The sequence below is a fragment of the Streptomyces sp. NPDC091280 genome, assembly GCF_044768565.1.
In the GTDB taxonomy this organism is placed as follows: domain Bacteria; phylum Actinomycetota; class Actinomycetes; order Streptomycetales; family Streptomycetaceae; genus Streptomyces.
Map to the genome: position 1 here is coordinate 72926 of NZ_JBIVUZ010000018.1, position 23694 is coordinate 96619.

Consider the following 23694-nt stretch of genomic DNA (forward strand, 5'->3'; position numbering starts at 1 on the left):
TCAAAGCAGCTGCGCTTGCCGGAAGTTGTCGGGGAAAGTGCACGGACCGCGCTCAACTCCTCATTGATTAAAGAAATTTGAGAATTGGGTGGCCCCGTCCATCGAATTGATGAACGTTGAACATAATCCCCTTTGCATACTTTTTGCGAACGGGTCCTTTCTTGTTCGAAATTCGATGCTAGAAGTATCAAGCACTTGCTCCACCCCCCACACCGAAAGGCCATCAAGTGAATCCTCGCCTGAAGGGAATCGGCCCGTCAGTGGCCGCAGCCGTCTCCGGACTGGCTTTGGTCGGCGGTCTGCTCGCCACTGCGGGAACCGCCCATGCCGCTGATGACAACTGGTACGACCAGTCGGCCCTGCTCACCTCCTGCACCCAATCCGTGTCCGGGCTCGGAAAAGCCGACCGCTGCCGGTTCGAACCGGCGCAGCGGACCATCTTCACCGGCCCGGCACGACAGGTGGGGACCACTGTTCACGCCTGCGGCACGAAGGTGACCTTCGGCCGGCAGACGACCGAGAGCCGTACCGAGGAGAACAGCATCAGCGTCGCGGTCGGCGTCGAGGCGGGCCTGTCGAAGATCTTCAGCGCCTCCATTCAGACGACCTACGGGCACACGTGGTCCTATTCCACGTCGGAGACCACGGAAATCAGCGCCGAAGTGCCCGAGTACTCGATCGGATTCGCGACCATCGCCCCGGCGATGCAGCGCGTCAGCGGTCGCATGGTCATCAACTATCCGAAGCGGCGGCACGGCCACTACGAGTGGTACGCCTACCCGACGCTCACGCAGTACGACCCCGACGAGATGCAGTACTCGACGGTCTCCATCCAGACCCGCTCGATGGCCGCCTCGGAGCGCAAGTCGATGTGCAACAACAGCGGTGCCGCCCCCACCTCGTCGACCGCGCACACGACGATCCACCTGGCTCAGCCGGGTACTTCCCAGGGCACAAGCCTGAGTTCGAAGCCCAGGAACTAGGGTCTGTCGACTTGACCGTTGCCCCGAAAGGGGTGGCGGTCTTGTCGCATCCGCCAGTGAGGCGCCTTTTTCAGAGCCGGAAAGGGATGTTGAATTCGGGCGTCGCGTTCCGGACCGTGATTTCGGTGTGTGTGGACGGCAGGCCGGAGAAGATCACCCCTGAATGCGGGGGAGTCTGGTTGAGGACCCAGAGGCCGATGAGCGTGGCCAGGGCGAACACCACCGTGATCAGAGTGACCAGGACGAGGCGGCGTCGGCGTTCGCGGCGCAGCCAGTCGCCCCGGGCCGTGCGGTAGGCGTCGGGTGCGGCCCGGACCCCTTCGGCGAGGGCGGAGAGCGCCGCGGCCAGTTCCTGCTCGGTGCGGTCGGAAGCGGTGTCCTTCATCGCCGGGCCTCCATCGCCTGGGTCAGGGCGGCGAGGCCGCGTGAGGTGTGGGTCTTGACCGAACCGCTGGAAATGCCCATCGCCTTGGCGATCTCACTTTCCTTGAGCCCCATCCAGTGCCGGAGCACGAGCGCCTCGCGCTGGCGGGCGGGCAGCTCCTGGAGGGCGCCGATGAGCACCCGCTGGTCGTCTCTCAGCAACGCCGTGCTCTCGGCGGAGACGACGGCTTCCTCCGTCGGGCTCTCCGAGTGCTTGCGGACCACCTGGAGGTGACGTATGCGCATCCGGGTCAGGTTGCACACGATCGAACGGAGATAGGAGGCCGCGGCGTCGGCGTCCCGGAGCTTCCGCCACTTCCGGTAGAGCTGGTAGTACGCCTCGGCCACCACGTTCTCGGGATCGTCCGCCCCGAGCAGCACGGCGAGCCGCAGCATCGAGGAGTAGTGCAGCTCGAAGAGTTCCGCGAGGACGCTCTCACGCTCCGACGCGGTCGGATCCGTGGAGACGAGCGCCATGGGCTCGCGTGGCTGCGGCACGGGAATCGACGGAATGTGTCTCACTGCTGGTTCGCTCTCGTGTCCGGGCGCCGCCTGACGGTCAGGCGGGACGGCAGGCCAGTCAGGTCGGCGCCGCGGGGCACGCCGAGTCGGTCGAGGAACGCGGTGAGGGTCACCGCGACGACGAGGTTGAGCATCAGGGCGGCGAGGCCGGCGTAGATCTGGAGCCGGCCGAAGCCGAGGGCCACGGCGGAGGAGAACCCCTCGCCCACCACCAGCAGGGTTCCGGACAGCATGCCCGCACCCCAGCCGGCCAGGAGCGCCCGGGGATGCAGCCGGGCGGTGAACAGGCCGACCGCCACGGCCGGGAAGATCTGGAGGATCCACACCCCGCCGAGGAGTTGCAGGTCGACCGCGTCCTGATGGCGCAGTCCGAACACGAAGGCGACGGCTCCCGCCTTCGCGGTGAGGGACACCGTCCGGGCGATGCGGACCTGCCGCTTGGGTGTCGCCGTGGGATGGACGTACTCGACGTACACATTGCGGACGAAGCTGGTCGCCGCCGCGATGGACATCACGGCGGCCGGTACGAGGGCGCCCACGGTGAGGGCGCCGAACACCAGCCCGGAGACGGGGCCCGGCAGGAGCCGGTCCACGAGCATCGGTACCGCGGCCTCCGCGTTGCCCCGGGGCGCGCGCACGTCCATCGCGAGGGCCGCCATGCCCAGGAAGCCGAAGAGCGCGAGCAGTCCTGTCCACAGGGGGAGCGCGACCGAGGCCTTGCGCAGTGTGCGGGAGCTGTCGGCGGCGAAGCCTGCGGTGAGGACATGCGGGTACATGAGCAGCGCGAGCGCGGATCCGAGGGCGAGTGTGGCGTACGCGGGCTGCTGGGCGGGGGAGAGGACCGGGCCCGTACTGCCGAGGCGTCGGGCCGCCTCGTCGAAGACCGGACCGGGACCGCCGACATGGCGGAGCACCACCCAGGTGACGGCGCCGAGCGACAGGAAGACGGCGGGTGCCTTGAGGGCCGAGATGACGGTCGGCGCTCGCAGGCCGTGCCGATACGTGGTGACCGCGAGCCCCGCGAACAGGGCGACCATCAGCAGGTCACCGCCCGGACCCCGGGGCGATATCCCGCCGGCGGTCAACACGGCCCGGATGCCGAGCAGTTGGAGCGCGAGATAGGGCATCGTCGCGAGGATCCCCGTCAGCGCGACCACCAGCGCCAGCGGGGGTGAACCGTAGCGGGCCCGCACGAAGTCGGCGGCGGTGACGTACCCCTGCCGCGCGGCCACCGTCCACAGACGGCTCAGCAGGACGAAGGCGAGCGGGCAGATGAGGATGGTGTAGGGGACGGCGAAGAACGCGGGGGCGCCGCTGCCGTAGGCGAGGCCGGGTACCGCGGTGAAGGTGTAGGCGGTGAAGACCGTGCCGCCCAGCAGCAGCCAGGTCCACACCGGTCCGAGCGTGCGGTCGCCCAGTGCCCAGCCTTCGAGGGACGGCAGTCGGTCGGTCGGGTGCAGCCGCCGAGCGCTGAAGGCGAGCAGCGACGCGCCGCCGACCACGGCGAGAAACGTCGAGCTCGTGGCGCTGTCAGCCATGGTGCACCGTCCTTGGTGTGCCTTGTCCCTTTCGCATGAGTTGCGCGAGCAGGCGGAACGGAGGACAAGGGCGTTCAGGAAATCTTCCGGAAATCTCCCTGTCAACCGGTCACGACCGGTGGACAACTCCTCTACGGATCCGCAGCACTGCCCGCGTACCGACGCGTCGACCGCGTCACCGAGCCGAACATCCCGCTGTCCGTCCACCTGCCAAGGTGAGGAGCCGTCATGCCCACACTCGCTCGTGAAGTGCCCGAAAAGCGAGAGAAATCACGTATGTCACCCCGGTCGGTTCTCCTGTGGACCGCCGTCTCCCTGGCCGGTGGTGTGGCCTGGGGAGTGCTCGCCCTGTCCCGAGGCGAGCGGATCTCCGCCATCTGGCTCGTCGTGGCCGCCCTGGGCTCGTACGCCATCGCCTACCGCTTCTACTCCCGCTTCATCGCCCGCCGCGTCCTCGAACCGGACGACAGCCGCGCCACGGCGGCCGAACGCCTGGACGACGGGGTCGACTTCCAGCCCACCGACCGCCGGGTGCTGCTCGGCCACCACTTCGCCGCCATCGCCGGCGCGGGCCCCCTGGTGGGACCGGTGCTCGCGGCCCAGATGGGATACCTCCCAGGGACCCTGTGGATCGTGGCCGGAGCCGTCTTCGCCGGAGCCGTGCAGGACATGGTCGTCCTCTTCCTCTCCATGCGACGCGACGGCAAGTCCCTCGGACAGCTGGCCCGGGACGAGATCGGCCGGGTCGGCGGTGCCGCAGCCCTAGTCGCCGTCCTCGCCATCATGATCATTCTGCTGGGTGTGCTGGCCCTGGTGGTCGTCAACGCCCTCGCCCACTCCCCGTGGGGCACCTTCTCCGTCGCCATGACCATCCCCATCGCCCTGTTCATGGGGCTGTGGATGCACCGGATCCGCCCGGGCCGCGTCGTGGAGACCAGCCTGATCGGTGTGGCACTGCTCCTGCTCGCGATCGCCGGCGGCAGCTGGGTGCAGAACTCCTCACTCGCCTCCGCGTTCACCCTCAGCCCCACGACACTGGTCTTCTGCCTCATCGGCTACGGCTTCGTCGCCTCCGTGCTCCCCGTGTGGATGCTCCTGGCGCCGCGCGACTACCTCTCCACCTTCATGAAGATCGGCACCATCGCGCTCCTCGCGGTCGGCGTGGTCGTGGCCGCCCCGGTCCTGCACGCGGACGCGGTCAGCAAGTTCGCCACCTCGGGCAAGGGCCCGGTCTTCGCGGGCTCCCTGTTCCCGTTCCTGTTCATCACCATCGCCTGCGGAGCCCTCTCCGGATTCCACGCCCTGGTCTCCTCCGGTACGACACCGAAGCTGCTCCAGAAGGAGTCCCAGGTCCGAATGATCGGCTACGGCGCCATGCTGATGGAGTCGTTCGTCGCGATCATGGCGCTCATCGCCGCCGCGACCCTGGAGCCCGGCCTCTACTACGCCATGAACGCGCCCGCCGGACTGCTGGGCGCGACAGCCCAGTCCGCGTCGCACGCCGTCGCCGGCCTCGGATTCACCATCACCCCGGACCAGTTGAACCAGGCCGCCCACGCCGTCGAGGAACAGACCCTCATCGCACGCTCCGGCGGTGCCCCGACCCTGGCCGTGGGCATGTCCGAGATCTTCTCCGGCGTTTTCGGCGGCAGCGCGCTGAAGGCCTTCTGGTACCACTTCGCGATCATGTTCGAGGCGCTGTTCATCCTCACGACGGTCGACGCCGGCACCCGGGTCGGGCGCTTCATGCTCCAGGACATGCTGGGCAACGTGTGGAAGCCCGTCGGCCGGGTGAACTGGAAGCCCGGGATCTGGCTGTGCAGTGGACTGATCGTGGCCGCCTGGGGCTACTTCCTCCACACCGGCGCCACCGACCCGCTCGGCGGAATCAACCAGCTCTTCCCGCTGTTCGGCATCGCCAACCAGCTCCTCGCCGCCATAGCCCTCACCGTCTGCACCACCCTGCTCGTCAAGTCCGGCCGACTGCGCTGGGCATGGGTCACCGGCGTCCCGCTCGCCTGGGTCACCGCGGTCACCTTCACCGCCGGCTGGCAGAAGATCTTCTCCGGCGACCCCCGCGTCGGCTTCTTCGCACAGCGCGAGACGTACGCCGACGCCCTGCACGCGGGCCGGCTGCTGGCACCCGCGAAGTCCATGGACGACATGCGCACCGTGGTCACCAACTCCACCGTCGACGGAGTGCTCATGGCCCTGTTCCTGGTGCTGGTGGCAACAGTGATCATCAACGCCGCCGTGGTCTGCGTCCGCTCGGTCCGCCATCCGGGAGCCCAGCCCACGAGCGAGGCGCCCTACGTCGAGTCGCGGATCGCGACCGCGCCGGAACTCGCGGGGACCCGGTCGTGAGACAACTCGCCGCCCTGGCGGGGACGGTCCGCTGGTACCTGCGGGAGCTGACGGGGGAGGCGGAGTACGACCGCTACTGCGAACGCCACCGCCGGCACCACCCGCACGCGCCCACCCCGACCCGCCGCGAGCATCAACTGCTGCGCAGCAGACAGCAGGAGAGCACCGCGCAGGGCCGCTGCTGCTGATGAAGAGAAGACCGCGAGGCTCGGGAAAGAGCCTCGCGGTCTGCCGCGCATGGTCGCGAAGTACCGGACCGTGTCAGGGAATCACTGGACGGTCGCCTTGCTCTGCACCACGTAGGCCGGTCCCGATGCGGGTTTGATCGTGGTGGAGTTGGTCTTCACGGTCGCGTTGCGGACCGTCAGGCCGGTCTTGGCGCTGATCGTGACGGAGGTCAGCGTGAGGGCGGTGACGGGGCGTTCCGGGAGGCCGATGATCTGACCTGCCTCGGTGGCGCCCGTCGCGGTGATGCCGGAGATGGTGATGTCGTGGTAGTTCGGGGTGGTGGCGGTCACGGTCTGGGCGGGGTCGCCGTCGGCGGGGGCCTTCGGGTAGTAGCCGACGACCTGGATCGGCGTCGTCACGTTCGTCATCGTGAGGTTGCGGTACTTGATGCCGTGGACCTCGCCGCCCCGGTCGCGCGCGGTCTTGATGCGGACGCCCGCCGTGGTGCCGTTGAGGGTGTTGTCGTGGATGTCGATGTCGTAGACGCCGCCCGCGGTGTAGCTGCCGATGGACAGGCCGTGGCCGTGCAGGATCATGCAGTCGCTCAGCGAGATGTCGTGGGCCGGCCCGCCGGACGGCGAGGAGTCGATGGCGATGTTGTCGTCACCCGAGTCGATGGTGCTGCTGGTCACCGCGACCTGGGACGACGACCAGACGTCGATCCCGTCGGTGTTGGGCGAGTCGGCCGGTGACGAGATGGTGAGCTTGTCGAGCGTGGCGCCGGTGACCTTCTTCAGGGTGATGTGGACGTTCGGGGCGTTCTTCAGCGTGATGCCGGAGATCTTCACGTTGGAGGCGTCGCTGATGTCGACCAGACCGGGGCGCGGCGAGAGCGTCTTGCCCGCCGCCTTCTCGGACTTGATCACGGACCACCAGGAGGCACCCTGTCCGTCGATGCTGCCCGAGCCGTCGATGGTGAGGTTCTTCGCGCCGGACGCGGAGAGCAGCGGGGCGAGCTTGGAGCCCGAGGCGGGATAGTCCGCGGTGCTCTGCGAGGCGAGCAGGGTGGCCCCGGAGTCGAGGGTGAGGGTGAGGTCGCCGGGCAGGGTCAGGGCGCCGGAGAGGTACTTCCCGCTGGTCAGTTCCACGGTGCCCTTGCCCGCGCAGGCGTTGATGGCCTTCTGAATCGCGGCGGTGTCCTTCGTTCGGCCGTCCGCCTTCGCGCCGTACGCGGTCGGCCTGCAGACCGTCGCGGCCGATGTGGCTTCGGTGGTGGTCGGGTTCCAGCCGTCCGATCCGGCCAGGTACTTCTGCGGGGTGTAGTCCGCCGCCTGGGAGTCGCTCAGCTGCGGCCGGGCGGAGTTGACCGTCGCGCCGGCGCCGGTGTTCTTGTACTCGCTGAAGCGGGCGCCCTTCCAGGTGTTGGCGGACATGTCGCTCCACGGCTGGCTCGTCCTGATGAACGATCCGATGGTGGACTCGCGGTACAGCACCTGCGCGTTCTGCCGCCACGGCCGGCCGAGGCTGCTGGTGCCCGCGACTCCGGCGCCCGTGATGCTCGACTTGTAGAAGAGGTAGCCGTAGGCGCGGTTCGCCGGGGTGCTGGCGGCGGTCAAGTAGCCGCCGTTGCCCAGCTGGTGGATCTCCGACTGGTCGAAGACGCCGATCCCGCCGCCGAAGACGAAGTCGACGGTCCCGGCCACGTACGACTTCCGGAAGTAGGCGCGCGCGGAGTCGTTGAGCAGCAGGGTGTCCTGGTGGCCGAGGATCCGGACGCCGGTGAAAACGGCTCGGTCCGCGGACAGGCTCAGCGCGACCGCCTGGCCCGTGCTCGCGGTCCCGGTGTCGTAGTCGTTGGAGAGGGTCAGGTTCGACGCGGTGAAGTCGTGCCCGTCGACGAACGCGGTGGCGCTGCCCGAGGTGCCGTACGTCGTCCCGTCCGCCTTCTTCGTGCCGGCCCCGTGGTTCTCGACCAGGACGACGTCGGAGGCGGAGGCCCCGAGGCCCTTGAGCGTGACGTAGGGCTTGGTGCCCGGGACCGTGAAGACGCCCCGGTAGGTGCCCTTCTTGACGGCGATGGTCACCGGCTTGGTGTTGTTCGCCGGCACCTTGTCGATCGCCGCCTGGACGGTTCTGACGTCACCGCTGCCGTCGGCGGCCACCGTGATGGTCGTGCCCGAGGCGGCGGGCGAAGGCGACGGTGAGGCAGTGGTGCTGCCGACGGCGGTGAGCGTCCAGCGTTTGTTGCTGTTGGCGGTGCAGGTCTCCTGGATGACGGCGGCGCCCGCTGCGGTGCTCGCCCCCGCGTCGCTCACGCACAGGCCGTTGCCCGCGTTGACGAGCTGATACGTGTGCTCCTGCGCCTGCTTCAGCGTCCACAGCTGGTTGTCCTGGCCGGTGGCGCAGCCCCACTGCTGGAGCCGGGTCCCGGAGGCGGTCGAGGCGCCGGGGACGTCGAGGCACAGCCCGCTCGCGGCCGACCTGAGCGCGAACCTGCCCGATCCGCGGTCGACCAGGGTCCATTGCTGGTTGCTCTGCCCGGTACCGCAGCCCCACTGCTGGATCAGAGTGCCGGGAGACTTCCCGCTCCCGACGAGATCCATGCACTGGCCGCTCTTCGCGACAGTGAGGGTGTACGTGCCCGCCTTGACGTCGGCCGTCTGGTCGCCCGAGTTCGTCGCGACTGTGGTCGCCGCGGCGGCACCGCCCAGGACGAGGAGGGCCGCCGCACCCGTCGGCGCCGCTATGCGCCACCGGGGCGCCTTGCTCCTGGCCCGTCTGCCGTGATTTCGGTGCATGCTGTCCGTTTTCCTTTCGCGGGTGTTCCTAGGGAGACGGTCCGCCCGGGCGGTCGATAACAAGAATTTCGGGAGGATGTCCCGTGCGGGTTTCCAGGACCGTCCCAGTGGCTGCTCCGGCCGTGCTCGTACGGGGCGTTGTCCGACGAGTGCGGCGCCCCGGGCGAGTCGGCCCGGGGCGCCGCGTGATCGCCGACGCTCAGCCGCCGTAGTAGGCGTCGTAGAGCGTGATCGTCGACGTGTTGTTCCTCTTGTCGGTGACCTTGGCGCGCAGGGCCACGGACCTGCCCTTCGCCGGGTTCTTCACGGTCACCCTGCCGTGCGTGACGGTGACCTTCTTCCAGGTCCTGCCGTGGTCGTACGACACCCAGACCGCCAGCGACTTCAGGTTGGCGCCCTTGGCCGCGCCCTGGACGGTGACTGGGTAGACGGTCGTGCGGCCGGCCGGGACGGTGCTGGTCGGGCTGGTCGGTACCGCGAAGCGGACCGTGGACGCGGGCAACGTGTGCGGCAGTTCGTCGGCCGGCTTTTTCGATCGGAACGTCCAGCTCGCGTCGATCCGCGAACCGGCCTTTCCGACCGAGGCGGCCCGGCGCACCGACGCCGTCAGCCGGTAGACGGCGGCGCCGGCCGGGACTGTGAACTGCTCCTTGCCCATGAGCGGGTCGGTGTTCGAACCGATCTTCACGCCGTTGCGGTACAGGGTGCTCGTCGCCGAGGAGACGTCCACGTCACCGGCGTGCCCGGCCCCGTCGACGAACGGGAAGAGCTGGGCGGACATCTTGTTGCCCGTGCGGAACAGGTTCTCCGACGAGGTGAGCCGGAGCCCGAACACGCCCGCGTTGAACCGCTGTTGGTAGGTCCGACCCGCCTTGAGGTTCATGTAGTCGTCGACCCACAGGTCCTCGTCCGGAACCGCGTTGCCGTCGGCGTCCTTCTTCGCGGAGAACTGGTAGAAGTCGGGCCGCCACTGGACACCGTCCACCGCCGACACGTGGTAGGTGCGCGTGCCGGGCAGCTTCTGCGTCACGGCGTCCGTGCCGGCCGACGCGAAACCGTAGCCGTCGGGCACGGAGCCGGTGAGGACGACGGCGCCGGTCTTGCCGGGGGACGAGGCGCCCATGCCGATGTTCAGCGTGGCGAAGTCGCCCGCCCGGTAGTGGCGGACGTACGGCGTGATCCTCTTGACCGGAGCGGCGTAGCCGGTGTCGTACTCGGAGTCGGCGCCCTTGGTCCACTGTCCGGACCAGGTCTCGGTGAGGTAGTCGACGGCGGGGCCGATGTGCGCGACGCGGATGTCGGAGAAGGAGCGCACGAGCACGCCGTTGCCGTTGGCGCCGTTCTGGCCCGGGTAGTAGTGGTACCCCACCCACGCGTTCTTCGGCTCGGCCGCGGGGTCGGGCACCGTGATGTCCGGCGCCTTCGCCTTGTTCTGGTCGAGCGTCACCGTCGTGTTCCCGGTGACGTCCAACTCGGGCTGGATCAGCCAGTCGAGGCCGCCCTTGTACGTGTCCAGGTCCTGCGCGCCGGCGGACTCCAGGGTGTACTTGCCCTTCGGCACCCGTACGACGACGGTGTCGGCGGTCGACACCGGCGACAGCCAGGCCGCCGCTCCGAGGCCGTCGACGGACATCAGCGAGGCCACGTGCTTCGGGGTCTGCCCGGGCCGGTTGATGTACTTGAGGGTGACCCGGTAATGCTCGGTCTCCCGCACGACGCCCACCGAGGTGCTGACGGTCTGGCCGCCGCCGGTCGCGGTCACACGGGCCGAATAGCCGCCGTTGGCGCTGCCACCGAGCCTGGCGTCGACGGTGACACCGACGGAGGCGGTGCCGCCCGCCGGGACGGTGACCGTGGAGGCGCCGAGGGTGAAGAAGCCGGCCGGGGCCGCGGTGCCCTTCGGAGCGAAGCCCCGGGCGCTGAGGCTGAGCGTGATGTCACTGGCGCCGCTGTTGCGGTACGTCAGCTGCTTCGTCACCGGGGTGTTGGCGGTGTGCGGCCACTCCTGGAGCGGGAAGTCCAGCGAACTCGGCTCGGCGACGACGGTCTGGGCGATGGCCTTGTCGACCTGGATACGGCCCGCCCCGCCCTGGAACGCGGTGTAGTCCCCGCCCTTCGCGGACCCGACGAGCGTGGCCTTGAGCCGCGCCCACGTCCAGTCCGGGTGCTCCTGCTTGAGGATCGCGGCGGCGCCCGCCACGTGCGGGGTCGCCATCGACGTACCGGAGATGGTCAGGTACCCGGCCGGGTTCTCGCCGACCTCCTTGTCGATGTAACTGCCCTTGGCCGCCGCCGCGGTGATCTTCACGCCGGGCGCGGTGACGTCCGGCTTGAGGGTGTTGTCGGCGCTCGGTCCCCGGCTGGAGAAGTACGCGAGCTTGTCGGAGCCGTCGACCGCGCCGACGGTGAGCGCGTCGGCCGCGCTGCCCGGCGAGTCGACGGTGGAGTCGCCGCCCTCGCCCTCGTTGCCGGCCGCGATGGCGAACAGCATGCCCTTGGTCTCGGACAGCTTGTTCACCTCGGCCTCCAACGGGTCGATGCCCGGGGTGTCGGCGCCGCCGAGGCTGAGGTTGACGATGTCGGCGCCCTGCGCGGCGGCCCATTCCATGCCGGCGAGGATCGACGCGTCGTCGCCGCTGCCCTCGTCGTCCAGCACCTTGGCGTTGAGCAGTTCGGCGCCGGGCGCGACCCCCTTGTACTTGCCCCCGGACTTGGCGCCGGTGCCCGCGATGATCGACGCGACGTGCGTGCCGTGACCGAAGTGGTCGGACGTGTCCCTGGCGGTCGTGAAGTTCTTGGCCGCGATCACCTGGGTCTTCAGGTCCGGGTGAGTGGTGTCGATACCGGTGTCCAGCACGGCGACCTTCACGCCCTTGCCGGTGTACCCCTTCGCCCAGGCCGTGGGGGCGCCGATCTGCGGTACGGACTTGTCGAGGCTCGCCTTGCGGACGCCGTCGAGCCAGACGTGCGCGATGCCGGCGGCGGTACGGTCCCCGTCGGTCACCGCCTTCCACAGCTCGGGAGTGTCCTTGACCGGAGTCTGCACGGCGTCCGCGTCCAGGGACGTGAAGGTCGCGGACAGGGTGCCGGTGTCCCGGACCTCGCTGCGCACGGCCCGGGCGGCGCCCCGGTAGCCGACGATGACCTTCAGACCGCCGCGCCGGCTCGTGCGGGTCGCGGCCTTGTCGAGCGCCGTCACATCGAACAGCCGCTGGTCGAGGGCACCGCTCGCGACCATGGAGGCCGCGTCCATCGGGATCACCAGGGTGTGGCCGCCGGAGGTGCGCACCTGTACGGGGACGCGCTCGCGGCCCTTGGCCCGCTGGAGGCCGAGGAAGCGGCCCTTCGCGTCGAGGACCGCGCGGTCACCGGTGATCAGAGTGACCAGGCGCGTGCCCTGGCCATGGCTCTCGGCGGACTTCATGGCGGTCGGCGCGGCGGTGGCCGCGGCCGGGTCGGTCAGTCCCGAGGCCAGCGCCGCGACGGCCGCGGACACGGCCGCGACGGCGCAGGCGCGTTTGACGTTTCTGTGCAAGCTTCCCCCTCGATCGGAGTGTCGCTAACGAGGTTTGCGGGCCGGAAGTTGATGCGCAGGTCCCTGTGATCAGCCGAATCAAACGGAACCGCGCGTGCCGGATCCGTCTCTTGTCCGGTGTGGACACGGGTGTGAACAAGGAGGTGGCCGCGTGGGGCGTCCCGAGAGTGCTCTCGACCCGGAAGCCGGACCCGTCCCGCAACTCGCGCATCAACTCCGTGAGTTGCGGCGAGCGGCCGGCGGTCCGTCGTACCGGAGCATGGCCGCCACCTCCGGCGTCTCCGCGACGACGCTGTCCCGGGCGGCGGCCGGAGAACAACTGCCCACCTGGAACGCCGTACAGGGCTACGTGAGCGCCTGCGACGGGGACCCGGCGGAGTGGGAGACGCTCTGGAAGGAGACGGAGGCGGCACTGGCCGTGGCCGTAAGGGAAGAGGACGCCCGTCCGCCGTACCGGGGGCTGGCCCGCTTCGAACCCGGCGACCGGGGGCTGTTCTTCGGGCGCGAACCGATGGTGACGGAGCTGGAACGGCTGGTCGGCGACCACCGGCTCGCGGTGCTGTTCGGGGCGTCCGGCAGCGGCAAGTCCTCGCTGCTGCGGGCGGGGTTGATCCCCCGGCTGCGCGAGCGGGCCGCCGACGGTGACCGCCCGGCGGTGCTGCGGATCCTCACGCCCGGCCCCAGCCCCGCCGCGACCTACGGCGGACTGCTCGCCCCGGCACAGACCGACGCGCCCGAGAGCTGGGTGGTGGTCGACCAGTTCGAGGAACTGTTCACGCTGTGCCAGGACCGTGCCGAGCGCGCCCGGTTCATCGACCTGCTGCTGGCCGCGCGCGAACCGGACAGCGGGCTGAGGGTGTTGATCTCCGTCCGTGCCGACTTCTACGCCCGCTGCCTCGAACACCGAGGCCTGGCCGACGCGTTGCGGGGCGCCGCGCTGGCGCTGGGCCCCATGACGGCCGACGAGTTGCGCGAGGCGGTGGTCAGACCGGCCGCCGCGACCGGCCTGCTCGTGGAGCGGGAGCTGACCGCCCGCGTCGTCGACGAGGTCCTCGACGAACCGGGCGGGCTGCCGATGCTCTCCCACGCCCTGCTGGAGACCTGGCGCAGACGACGCAGCCGCATGCTCACCCTGGCCGCCTATGAAGCGGCCGGCGGGGTGCGCGGTGCGATCGCGGCGACCGCCGAGGAGGTGTACGCGGAACTGGAGCCGGAGTCACGGACGGTCGCCCGGCTGCTGCTGATGCGGCTCGTCGAGCCGGGGCGAGGACCGGGAACACCCGACACCCGCCGCCCGTTGAACCGCGCCGAACTCGACGAGTGGACCGACCCGGCCGTGCCGCACGTGGTCGACCGGCTGGCCCGGGCCCGGTTGCTGACGACGGACGAGGACGGCGTCCAGCTGGCCCACGAAGCACTGATCACCTGCTGGCCGCGGCTCGCCGACTGGCTGGAGGAGGGCCGCGATCGGCTGCGCGACCAACGGCGTCTGACCGAGGCCGCGCACGCCTGGCGCGAGGCCGGCCGCGACCCCGGCGCCCTGTGGCGCGGCACCCGCCTCGACCGGGCACAGGAACTACTCGGCCACGAACTCACCGGGAACGAGGCGGAGTTCGTCGAGACGGCCTTGGAGGCCCGGGACACGGAACACCGCACGGCCGTCCGGGCCGCCCGCCGCTCGCGGCTCCTGCTCACCTCGCTGTCCGCCGTCCTCGCCGTGGCACTGGCGGCCGGACTGCTCGCCTGGAGTCAGCACCGCGCGAACGGCCACCAGCGCACCGAGGCCGCCGCCCGCAGGGTCGCCGCCGTCGCCGACTCCCTGCGGACCACCGACCCGCGCACCGCACTCCTCCTCAGCGCAGCCGCCTGGCGGCTGTCCCCGTTGCCCGAGTCCCGCCGCGCGGTACTCGCCGCGTTGGCCCAGCCCGACTTGGACGCCTTCACCGTCCCCACGCCGAACGGCCCGAGCCCCGTTCTCACCGACGCCGGCCGCACCCTGCTCACCGTCGACGGCACCACATGGCGTACCTGGGACGTGACCACGCACGCGCGCATCGCTTCGGGAGCGCTGCCGGCCGGCACCCAACTGATCGCCGCCGCCCCCGACGCCCGGGTTCTCGCGCTCTCCACCGGCGACGGGATACGCCTGTGGGACACGGCCGGCCATCGCTGGACCGGCGGCGCCCGCCCTCTCCCGAGGCGCACCACCGACATCTCCTTCGGCAGCAGCGGCCGTAGCTACACGGTCAGCGACGCGAACTCCGGCCGTGTGCAGGTGCGTTCCGTCGACGGTGGGAGGCTGCTGTACGAGACCCGGGCACGTGGTGTGGATGCCGTCGCCACGGACCCCGACGACCGGCAGATCGCCGCGTGCACTTCCCACGGAGTGGAGGTCCGGGACACGACCGAGCACCGCGCAGTCCCCGGCGCCTGGCGAAGCGCCGGAGACCTGTGCGCGGCCGATGGCGCACAACTGCTGTTCGGCCGTGGCTCCGAGGCCGCCACCCACCGTCTCGCGCTCGTGTCGGCGCTGGGCATCCACATCTGGGACACCCGTACGGGACGTCAGGTCGCAGCCCCCGAGGACGCGGAGGTCGACTCGGCCGTCTTCAGCCCGGACGGGGCGTTCCTGGCGACCGACGACACCACGGAGATCCGGGTGTGGCGCCTGTCCGCACCCGGCGCCCCCGTCTTCCGCCACCCCCTCGGCGAGCAGCAGACATACGGCGAACTGGCCTGGGACCCGACCCACCCCATACTCCGCTACCTCTCCGACAACACCGTCCACTCCTACGACGTGACGACACCGACAGCGTCGGCCTGGCACGCACGGCCCTCGGACGCCACCCTGCTCGCCCCGGACGGCAACACACTCGCCACGGTCGAACGCAGCGGCGCCGCCTACCACTTCACGCTGCGCTCGACCGGCGGCGGACGGCCACGGACCCTGCCGTCCGTGTCGGCCGCCGGCCTGCCATTGCTGGCCTTCAGTCCGGACGGCCGTGCGTTCGTCTACGGCACGGCGCGACGCGTCACCGTCCGGGACCTGACTGGCACCCGCCCGCCGGTGACCGTGCCCCTCACCCCGACAGGCCCCGCCGACGACATACGCTCCCTCGCCCTGGCGCCCGGCACCCACACCCTCTACGTCGCCCGGGCCACGGACGACGGCGGAACGGTCGACGAGATCTGGGACACGGTCCACGCCCGCAGAGCCGGCACGGTGAAGGGCCTGGCCGACAGCCACCTGGCACTGTCCCCTGACGGCCGTGTCCTGGTCGGCGACGGCAGCGCCGTACGTCTTCCCTCGGCCCGCCGCCTGCCTCCGAAACTGGCCCAGGACGCCGATATCAGCGCCACCGCGTTCGTCGTCGGCGGCTCATCCGGCACTGTCGGCCACTCCTGGCTGGCCGCAGGGGACCTCACCGGCCGCGTCACCCTCTGGGACGGCGACCCTGCCGACCCGGTCGCAGTCCTGGACGACGCCTTGCAGTCCTCGGCGGAAAGCTCGGAGTCGATCACAGCTCTCGCCCTGAGCCACGACGGCCGCACACTCGCCGTAGGCGGCGACGCGGGAACCCTCCAACTCTGGGACACCCAGACCCGGCAGCCCCTGGGCGGCCCCCTGCCGACCGCCGGCGAACCGCTGACCTCTCTCGCCTTCAGCTCCGACAACCACACCCTGTACGCGAGCGGCACGCACGTTTCCGTCCAACGCCACGTCGTCGACCCCGCCCAGGCGGTGAGGGACGTCTGCGCCCGCGCCGGAGCGGAACTGACCAAGGCGCAGTGGAAGACCTACATACCGGACGCGACCTATCGGAAGGCATGCGAGCCCGAACGCCAATAGGGTGAAGAGTGCTTGCCCTGGACGTGACTCCAGTTGGTGAGTCGGGGGCAGAGGGGTGCGGCGGGGTGCTGGTTGTCGTTGGGGGAGTTCAGGGAGCTGTCCGGGCGCGGGCCAGGGCCGACCGGCGGGTCTGTTCGATCTGGTTCAGTCGGATCAGGGTCTCTTTGGGCTGCCGATCGAGGAAGGCCCTTCGCAGGGCGGTGAGCGTGCCGCGCAGATCGCCGGCGGTGTCGCAACGCTGGTCGGCGGCGGCCTCCGAGTGCTGTTTTCCGGCCAGTGCGGCGGTACTTGCGCTGGCGGCGGCCTGGGCCTGGAGTGCCTGGATGGCCGCGGCCGGGGTCTTCGCCCGCCATCCGGATCGGGCCATGCAGCGCTGCCAGGTGACGAGCGCCGACTGGTAGCGCCGGTTGGTGGCAAGGGAGGCGTGGAACATCGCGTTCACGTCCTGCGGGACGAGGGTGTCCTGCATCGCGGCCCGTACGCTGCCGTACAGCTCCGTCCGTGCCCGGCCCTCGCAGCCGCCGGTCAGGTACCGGCTCACGGTCCCGCTGGGCAGCGTGAGGGTCGCCATGCGGGTGGCGGAGCCGTTGTAGGCGACCAGATAGCGTGCCCGCGCCGCAGGCGGAAGGGAGCCGACGTAGCGGTCCTGCGCCGGCACTCCGTCGATCGCGCCGACCGGTGGCCCGGTGATCGCGTAGGAGGCCGGGACGGCGGTGCCTCTGGTGTCCGCGGTGGTGATGCCGGCCGCCGGTTCGGGGCCGGTGCGCGTGACGAGGTAGCGCAGGCCCAGCTGTCGCATGCACCGCTGGACCAGCAGCTGCTGGGCGCCGAACAGCTGCCAGTGCTGCCGGAGCGAGGTGGCGTCGTCGGTCAGTACGGCCAGCGCCGCCACCTCCTGACGCGCCTGCGACGTGGCGCTCCCCGGTCGCGGTGCCGGGCCCGTGGAGCACCCGGTCACCGCTGCCAGGGCGGCTGTCAGCACCGCCGCGATCCGAAGGCTCGCGCGGACCCGTTCAGGCCCGCGTCGCGAACGGTGAGACATGGTCAACCGCCAGTCCTCAGAGTGCCGTTGGGGGTCGGATCAGCAGGCCGAGGTCCACTTGTTGGCGCTGATCGAGTCGTTGAGGACGGTGGTGGTGTTCGGGTAGTACGTGGGCAGGAGGGCGTAGCCGGTGTTGTCCGGCACGCACCACGACACGCCGCTCGGTCCGGCGTCGAGGTAGACGGCCACGCCCAGGCCGCTGGTGCCGTCGTTGTAGACGGACGAGATGCAGTCGTTCCACGTCTGGTGCGGGCAGCTGGCGTGCGCGAAGGCGGTGTAGTTGTTGTTGTTGCCGGACACCTGACCCGGCCCGTCGTCGTAGTACGCGTTGTTCCAGAAGCAGAAGTTCCCTGCCGTACATCCGCTCGGAACGGCCGCCACGGCTCTCGGGGTGGCCGCCGGTGAGTCCGACGCGGCGGCAGCGGTGCCGGTCGCGGCGATCATCGAAAGCAGCGAGATCACCGATGCCGCCGCGAGTCCGGCGGTGGTTCGGATGCTTCCCATTGGGTCTCCTCAATCCAGTGAGTCCAGCGTCGTCGGGGTCCATGCGGCAGAGCAGGCAGTACGTCGGGCAGGAGGCGCCGTTCACGGCCCCTGTCCCGCCACGTTTGCGCTGTCCGCCGGCCGCTGACGACGACCTTCCCACCGGCCGGTACACCCGGCCACACCTGTTCAGTACGGCTTAAATGCCCAGGTGGAAGAGGGTAATTGAGGGGTCACGCCGGAGGAGGTCGTTCATCTGGTGGCGGCGCGGACCAGGGCCGCGCCGAGAGGTGTGAGGGTGTGCAGGACGGCTGGACCGTGGCGGTGGCTGGTGATCAGACCCGCGTCGCGCAGTGCGGACGTGTGCTGGCTGGCGGCCGGCCCGGAGATGCCGGCCGCGCGGGCGAGTTCCCCGGTGGTGGCTCCAGCCGCGGTGGCCCGGAGCACGAGTGCCCGGGTCCGGCCCAGCAGCACCGCGAGGGGCGCCGTGCCGGTGGGGGCGGCCTGTTCGTGGAGGAGGGGGTAGACGAGGACGGGCGGCAGTGCGGGATCGGCCAGTGCGATCGGCCATCCCCAGCAGAAATACGACGGTACGAGCAGCAGTCCGCGTCCGCCGAGGTGGAGGTCGCAGTCGGCGGCGGGGTACTCGACATGCAGTACGGGTGCCTGCCAACGGATGGAGGGCCCCAGGCCGCGCAGAAGCGCGTCCGTCCCGCCGTGCAGCAGGGCGCGGGCCCGGACGGATCGCTCGGCGTCGATCCGGGCCTGGGCCCGTTCGTGATAGGGCGCGATGGCCGTGTCGTAGTACCGCCGCAGGCAGTCGGTCAGGTCTTCGCGCGCGTCCCGCTCCACGAGGCGCTGCGTCCAGGTCGGAGCCGCTGTGATGCTCGCGAAGTGCTCCACCTCGCGCCGGATCCGCTCCTCCGGGGTCGCCATGATGGCGGCCAGCCCCGCGTCGAGGCCGTCCGCCGCTTCGGCGGGATTGAGGAAGTCCGGGTAGTAGGCGGCTCTGGGAAACAGAGGCAAGAGCGTGGTGCGCACCATGCGGTCCAGCCCGGTCTCGGTCAGCCGCTGTCTGGTGTCCCGGTACCACGAGGCGTACGCCCACCGACCCTGCCGGGTCTGTAACCGGGCCAGGCTCAGCCCGATCTCCCACAGGGGATCCGGCTCGGCCGCCATACGGGTACGCGCCAGGTCGGCATCGGTGAAGTGCATACGGAGCATTGGATTCCCCCTCGGCGGCCTGGCCTGCGAGAGCTGATCGAATCATCATGCTCATGCCCATATGACGCCGGTGGGCCGTTTTGCGCGCCATTGGCCCGACCCGCACCTGAACCAGAGGAATTCGCGGTGCGTGTGGGTACTCGTCTTCCTGTTGCCGGGGCGCGCTGTGATCCGCGACGACCTCGTCGCCATGCTGCGTGAGCACACCCCGGCCTGCGGGCCTGCGCGGAACGCCTGCTCGCCCAGGAGCTGACTTCGTCATCCGGGACGGCCTGGTCACCGCCGGCCGGCACGCGGGTGTCTTCCGGCGACGAATACGGAACTCCTTGCAGCATGGCCACACAATCGACGGCCTGGCCGACGACGGCGTCCCGCTGTGTAGTGGGGCCGATCACGGGTGAAGTGTGCACGGGCTTGTTCCTGACGCGCACGCTTCCGAGAGGTTCGCGCTCCCGGGACACGACCCGTCCCATTGCCACCCGGGACGAGAGAAGAGCAGGTCAGAGCTTCGAGGACCCGCAATCTCGTCAATCGGCGGCCGGGTGTGGTGCTCCGACGCTCGCGGGCCCGAGTATCGGAACCGCCCCGCCCCGACGGCCCGGATCCTCATGTCCGTCGACGGCGCGGTGCCTCAGCGACCCAGACACAGAAGGAAACCCACGCTCATGAAGGTCATCGGCAGGCGGCTCGCACTCGGACTCGCCTCGGCAGCCCTCGCCGGCGGCGGACTCGCCGTGGCGCCCACCGCGGACGCGGCGACCACCACCGCGCAGGTCTCCGCCGCGTACTCCTCCACCACCTGCACCACGGTGTACTACAAGAACAACGCCCTGCTGTTCAAGCAGTTGGTCCCCAACCACAATCTGGCCTACGGCGACTACGGCGACTACTGCGTGAAGCTGCTCCAGAAGGGCATCAACGAGTACTACGGCGGCACCCCGCTGTCCGTGGACGGCAACTTCGGACCGCAGACCGAGGCCTGGGTCAAGAAGTTCCAGACCGACTCGCCCTGCTCACAGAACGTCGACGGCCAGGCGGGCCCCAACACCAACAGCTGCCTGGAGTACCTCGTCGGCGCCTACGGGCCCATCTACCCCTGACCACGCGGGGCCCACGACGACGGACACCATCGCCCTGCCGTTGTGAACGCCGTTCCTGCCGTGGGATCGCCCCGGCAGGAACGGCGTTCGGTCGAGCAGCTCGCCGAACGGTGAGCGGCGGGCTGCTCGGAAGCGGCCTAACTCACGGTCCAGACCTGGGCCGTCGCCGGGTGTGCGTCGTCGCAACTCCACTGCATGAGCTGGCTGCCGGCACCGCCGACCGTGTCGAGGCACAGATTGGTGCCCACGTGCCTGAACTTCGCGCCGATCTTCTGGTCGATGATCACGGCGGTCTCGACCCACTGCTCCGACGCCAGCCCGTCACAGAGGTACTCGTCGACGGCCTCGCCCGGAACGCTGGTGCCGTTGTTGACCTCGGCGCAGTACCCGCTCGCCTGATTCACCAGGTAGTAGGTGTCCGCCGAACCGGTCGACACGAACGCCCAGTTCTGCGTGCTGGAGCCGTTGCAGTTGGCCAGCTGAAGTCTGACGTTCAGCACCCCGCCGGGCGCGTCCACGCACTGGCTGTAGGCCATGTTCTTGATCGTGTGATAGCTGCTCGCGGCAGCGGCGGCCGTGACACGGGCTGACACTCCCGCCGTAGAGTCCGGCGTCGGCACGGCGGCACTCGCTCCCGTCGCCAACGTGACCATGCCCGCGCAGCTCAGAAGCGTCGCCGCCAGGACGGTGATCCTGTTCTGGATCTTCATCGTCGCAACTCCTATGACTTGTCGACCGGAAACCTGATTCCGTCTCGTTCGTGGACAGCGTGTTCCGGTGAAAGCGCGCGGTCGCCCTCTGTTCCGCCCAGCGGACCAGCCGTCGCTTCCTGGCTTGTTCCGCTGCGTCCGTACCAACGCGAGAGGTTGGAAAGGGCTCACTGGCTCCTGGAACGACCCCGGTGGGCCGAACAGGCGACGACGGCCGGACCATCAACGTCCACGCGCTGATCGCGGTCGGTGCCACCGACGACAGGCATCGGGAGATCCTCGGCACCGACGCGGCCACCACCGGGGAGGGCGTCGGCTGGCTGGTTCGCCCACGGGGCGAGGCGGTCTTTCGCGATGGACCGCATCTTGAACCTGTGTGCGCGGTCGGGATACTTCCCGAATGGACAGATCAACGGTTCCGTGGCGCAACACGACGCACGACTGGACGAGCACCGTGGACGTCCACCACCTCACGCGTATCCGTCGCGATTGGGCCACCTATGCACCGAGCGGTGCGCAGCACCTGATCCTCGAAGTCGTCGCCTACGCGGCCGACGAGGCGGAAGCGCGCGGCGCAGGGCGTTGTACCGTCACCTTCCACGCCGACGGATCGGTATCCGTCGCGGACGACGGTCGAGGCACTGACACCCGCTTCGATGAGCACGGACGAGCCGTGAAGAAGCCGGTCATGGCGTCGAAGGATCTTCGATTCTTCGATCACCCCGACGCGCAAGTGCTTCCCGATGGCTATCCGCGCCGCGGTATGTCCGTTGTCGCGGCGCTCAGCGAATGGCTCGTCCACACCAATCGCCGCGCAGCAGGCGCCTGGAATCAACGTTACGAGTTCGGCGTCCCCACGACGGGTCTGACACCGATCGCGGACGACGGCGCGACCGGCACCGTTGTGCACTTCCGCCCTGGCGAGCGCGTGCGTGTGGCAGTCGGACCTGTGGCGGATGAGCTGTTGCAACTCGTAGCGTTGTGGCCGCACTTGTCCGTCGAGGTCGACGATCGTCGGAGCGGCTGACTCAGTACAGGGCGAGCTCGACCCGGAGGTGGCGCAGCAACCCATGCCTGTGTCGGGTTCGTTCCCCCCTACGCCCCGACCGGGGCCCAGGCGCACAGACCGGGCGGGAACCGACGAACGGCTCCTGCCCGGCGTCGTGGTGGAGGCGGCCACGGGGACACGTGCGGGACGAGAGCGCAGAGCCCCGCCCACGCACTCCCATGCGCGGAGACTGGGAACCGTAACTCCAGGCCCCTGGCCGTCACCAGATGGAGATGCCGTTCTCGTACTCGAAGCAGCTGATCGTTTTGGGTCCCGCTATCCCGTCGACACCGCCCGCGCACCAGGAGTACGTGCTGGTGTCCTGGATCAGCCGGGTCCAGGCCCTGGTGTTCTGGCCGAAGACGCTGTCGACGGTGAGTACGTCGCCGTAGCGGTGGTTGATCTGGCGCTGCCATCCCGAGACGCAGTAGTCCGTGCTGCCGTACGACAGGTCGCTTTCGGGCACCAGAAACTTCTGGGTGCCCGGGATGAGCGGGTTGTCGTAGTACTTTAGGTAGCACACGCTGGAGGAGGCTTCGGCCGGGGTCGCGACGAGGAGCGAGGCCGCGGCCAACGCGATCGCCGTGCATGACGCGGCGATGTGCTGAGCTCTGATCATGGATGTGTCCTCCGGTACGAGACTGGGGCTGGGGCGGCGCAGGTGTGGGCCGTTCCACCAAGGTCGAAGAACGCCAACGCCCATCTGTACAAGGGGTGTTGGCGTTCAGACGACGGAGACTACTACGGCCTTCCAGTGCCGTCAGCGAAGGGGAAAAGCCCGGCGCCGCATCGGTCGTGGGGCGGACCGGAGCCGCCTGCCGCCGCGTACTCGCGCGAGTCGTGCCCAGCTGGCCAGGACACCTCCTGTCCACCCCGCACCGGCGCCGGCTGATCGTCCGCGACGGTCCCGGGGACCGCGCTGGTGGCGCTGCCCGCGGTGACCGTCCCGGGTGGGTGATCCGTCGGCGGCGAGGGCTACTTCGCGAGGAAGGCCAGCAGCGCGGTGTTGACCTCTTCGGCGTGCGTCCACAGCAGGCCGTGCGGCGCGCCCTCGATCTCGACGTACTCGGCGGAGGGCAGCAGCGCGTGGAACGGCCGCCCGGTGGAGTCGATCGGCAGGATGCGGTCGCCGGTGCCGTGCACGATCAGCGACGGGACGTCGATCTTCGCCACGTCGGCCCGGAAGTCGGTGATCCAGGTCGGGACGCAGGCGACCGAGGCGTGTGCCGAGGAACCCGCGGCCACGTTCCAGCTGTTGCGCAGCGCCTCCTCGCTGATGCGGCTGCCCAGCGTCTCGTCCAGGTTGTAGAAGTCCTGGTAGAAGGCGCTGAAGTAGGCGTACCGGTCCTTGGTGACCGCCGCCGAGATCCCGTCGAAGACTTCCTGCGGCACACCGGTCGCGTTGTCGTCGGTCTTCAGGAGGAAGGGCTCAAGCGAGGCCAGGAAGGCGGCCTTGGCGATCCGGCCCGAGCCGTACGTGCCCAGGTAACGGCCCACCTCGCCGGTGCCCATGGAGAAGCCGACCAGAACCGCGTCGGTCAGGTCCAGCTCCTCGATCACCTTGTCGAGGTCGGCGGCGAAGGTGTCGTAGTCGTAACCCGTGGTCGGCTGGGAGGACCGGCCGAAGCCGCGCCGGTCGTACGTGATGACCCGGTGGCCCGCCTCCAGCAGGTGCGGGACCTGGCGCTCCCAGGAGTGGCCGTCGAGCGGGTAGCCGTGGATCAGCACGACGGGCTGGCCGGTGCCGTGGTCCTCGTAGTAGAGCTCGATGGGCGCGCTGTTCTCTTCGCCAACGCTGATGTAAGGCATGTCGGTTGGTCCTTCTGTCGGGGAGGTCCCAGCTCATCAGGGATGGCCCGCGCCCTCCAGGCAGAAGTGCAGGCGGAAGTAGGAAGCGCTTGCGGTT

17 protein-coding genes are annotated in these 23694 nt (G+C 69.7%); 6 read left to right on the forward strand and 11 right to left on the reverse strand.

The features are described from left to right. The first annotated feature begins 260 nt into the window (after positions 1-260). Complete coding sequence (locus ACIQPR_RS42075) at positions 261-983, forward strand: hypothetical protein (protein ID WP_403660490.1); 723 nt, start codon at positions 261-263, stop codon at positions 981-983. A 70-nt stretch (positions 984-1053) separates the two neighbouring features. Here the strand turns inward: ACIQPR_RS42075 and ACIQPR_RS42080 are convergent, their stop codons facing one another. Genes ACIQPR_RS42080 through ACIQPR_RS42090 form a run of 3 tightly spaced genes read right to left on the reverse strand, consistent with a single transcriptional unit; the run spans position 1054 to position 3466 of the window. Further along, entirely contained in the window at positions 1054-1368 is a 315-nt protein-coding gene (locus ACIQPR_RS42080; RefSeq protein ID WP_403660493.1) for a hypothetical protein, read from the reverse strand. Beyond that, positions 1365-1883 (reverse strand): SigE family RNA polymerase sigma factor, encoded by a 519-nt coding sequence (locus ACIQPR_RS42085; RefSeq protein ID WP_403660744.1) that lies wholly within the window; start codon positions 1881-1883, stop codon positions 1365-1367. The genes ACIQPR_RS42080 and ACIQPR_RS42085 overlap by 4 nt, the downstream gene beginning before the upstream one ends. 41 nt (positions 1884-1924) lie before the next feature. Continuing rightward, positions 1925-3466, reverse strand: coding sequence for a sodium:solute symporter (locus tag ACIQPR_RS42090; protein ID WP_403660496.1), 1542 nt, complete (start codon positions 3464-3466; stop codon positions 1925-1927). A 276-nt stretch (positions 3467-3742) separates the two neighbouring features. Between ACIQPR_RS42090 and ACIQPR_RS42095 the strand changes: the two genes are divergently transcribed. Further along, a complete protein-coding gene (locus tag ACIQPR_RS42095; RefSeq protein WP_403660499.1) occupies positions 3743-5830 on the forward strand; it encodes a carbon starvation CstA family protein in 2088 nt (695 codons plus the stop codon). After that, positions 5827-6018, forward strand: a complete 192-nt coding sequence (locus tag ACIQPR_RS42100; protein ID WP_403660502.1) for a CstA-like transporter-associated (seleno)protein — start codon at positions 5827-5829, stop codon at positions 6016-6018. The genes ACIQPR_RS42095 and ACIQPR_RS42100 overlap by 4 nt, the downstream gene beginning before the upstream one ends. A gap of 81 nt (positions 6019-6099) precedes the next feature. Here the strand turns inward: ACIQPR_RS42100 and ACIQPR_RS42105 are convergent, their stop codons facing one another. Next, positions 6100-8796 carry a pectinesterase family protein gene (locus tag ACIQPR_RS42105; RefSeq protein ID WP_403660505.1) on the reverse strand — a complete coding sequence of 899 codons (2697 nt, stop codon included), beginning with the start codon at positions 8794-8796 and terminating at the stop codon, positions 6100-6102. Between the two features lie 199 nt (positions 8797-8995). Next, positions 8996-12331: a S8 family peptidase gene (locus ACIQPR_RS42110; RefSeq protein WP_403660508.1), complete on the reverse strand. Its 3336-nt coding sequence runs from the start codon at positions 12329-12331 to the stop codon at positions 8996-8998. Positions 12332-12482: 151 nt separating this feature from the next. Here ACIQPR_RS42110 and ACIQPR_RS42115 point away from each other — a divergent pair, with 151 nt between their 5' ends. Next, positions 12483-16181: a hypothetical protein gene (locus ACIQPR_RS42115; RefSeq protein ID WP_403660511.1), complete on the forward strand. Its 3699-nt coding sequence runs from the start codon at positions 12483-12485 to the stop codon at positions 16179-16181. An 88-nt stretch (positions 16182-16269) separates the two neighbouring features. On the opposite strand, the gene ACIQPR_RS42120 is transcribed toward ACIQPR_RS42115, so the two are convergent. The 3 genes from ACIQPR_RS42120 to ACIQPR_RS42130 all read right to left on the reverse strand — a co-directional run bounded on the left by ACIQPR_RS42120 (position 16270) and on the right by ACIQPR_RS42130 (position 18930). After that, positions 16270-17163: a hypothetical protein gene (locus tag ACIQPR_RS42120; RefSeq protein WP_403660514.1), complete on the reverse strand. Its 894-nt coding sequence runs from the start codon at positions 17161-17163 to the stop codon at positions 16270-16272. A gap of 99 nt (positions 17164-17262) precedes the next feature. Beyond that, positions 17263-17727: a peptidase inhibitor family I36 protein gene (locus tag ACIQPR_RS42125; protein ID WP_403660517.1), complete on the reverse strand. Its 465-nt coding sequence runs from the start codon at positions 17725-17727 to the stop codon at positions 17263-17265. A 231-nt stretch (positions 17728-17958) separates the two neighbouring features. Further along, positions 17959-18930, reverse strand: coding sequence for an ArsR/SmtB family transcription factor (locus tag ACIQPR_RS42130; RefSeq protein ID WP_403660520.1), 972 nt, complete (start codon positions 18928-18930; stop codon positions 17959-17961). A 665-nt stretch (positions 18931-19595) separates the two neighbouring features. Between ACIQPR_RS42130 and ACIQPR_RS42135 the strand changes: the two genes are divergently transcribed. Then, the gene (locus ACIQPR_RS42135) at positions 19596-20030 is read left to right on the forward strand and encodes a peptidoglycan-binding protein (RefSeq protein ID WP_403660523.1); all 435 of its coding nucleotides are present in this window, start codon (positions 19596-19598) and stop codon (positions 20028-20030) included. Between the two features lie 137 nt (positions 20031-20167). On the opposite strand, the gene ACIQPR_RS42140 is transcribed toward ACIQPR_RS42135, so the two are convergent. After that, the gene (locus ACIQPR_RS42140) at positions 20168-20740 is read right to left on the reverse strand and encodes an RICIN domain-containing protein (protein WP_403660525.1); all 573 of its coding nucleotides are present in this window, start codon (positions 20738-20740) and stop codon (positions 20168-20170) included. 400 nt (positions 20741-21140) lie between these two features. Here ACIQPR_RS42140 and ACIQPR_RS42145 point away from each other — a divergent pair, with 400 nt between their 5' ends. Further along, a complete protein-coding gene (locus ACIQPR_RS42145) occupies positions 21141-21767 on the forward strand; it encodes an ATP-binding protein (RefSeq protein WP_403660528.1) in 627 nt (208 codons plus the stop codon). A 241-nt stretch (positions 21768-22008) separates the two neighbouring features. On the opposite strand, the gene ACIQPR_RS42150 is transcribed toward ACIQPR_RS42145, so the two are convergent. Beyond that, on the reverse strand, positions 22009-22407 hold the full coding sequence (locus tag ACIQPR_RS42150; protein WP_403660531.1) for a peptidoglycan-binding protein: 399 nt from the start codon (positions 22405-22407) through the stop codon (positions 22009-22011). 356 nt (positions 22408-22763) lie between these two features. Next, the gene (locus tag ACIQPR_RS42155) at positions 22764-23597 is read right to left on the reverse strand and encodes an alpha/beta fold hydrolase (RefSeq protein ID WP_403660534.1); all 834 of its coding nucleotides are present in this window, start codon (positions 23595-23597) and stop codon (positions 22764-22766) included. Between the last annotated feature and the right edge of the window lie 97 nt (positions 23598-23694).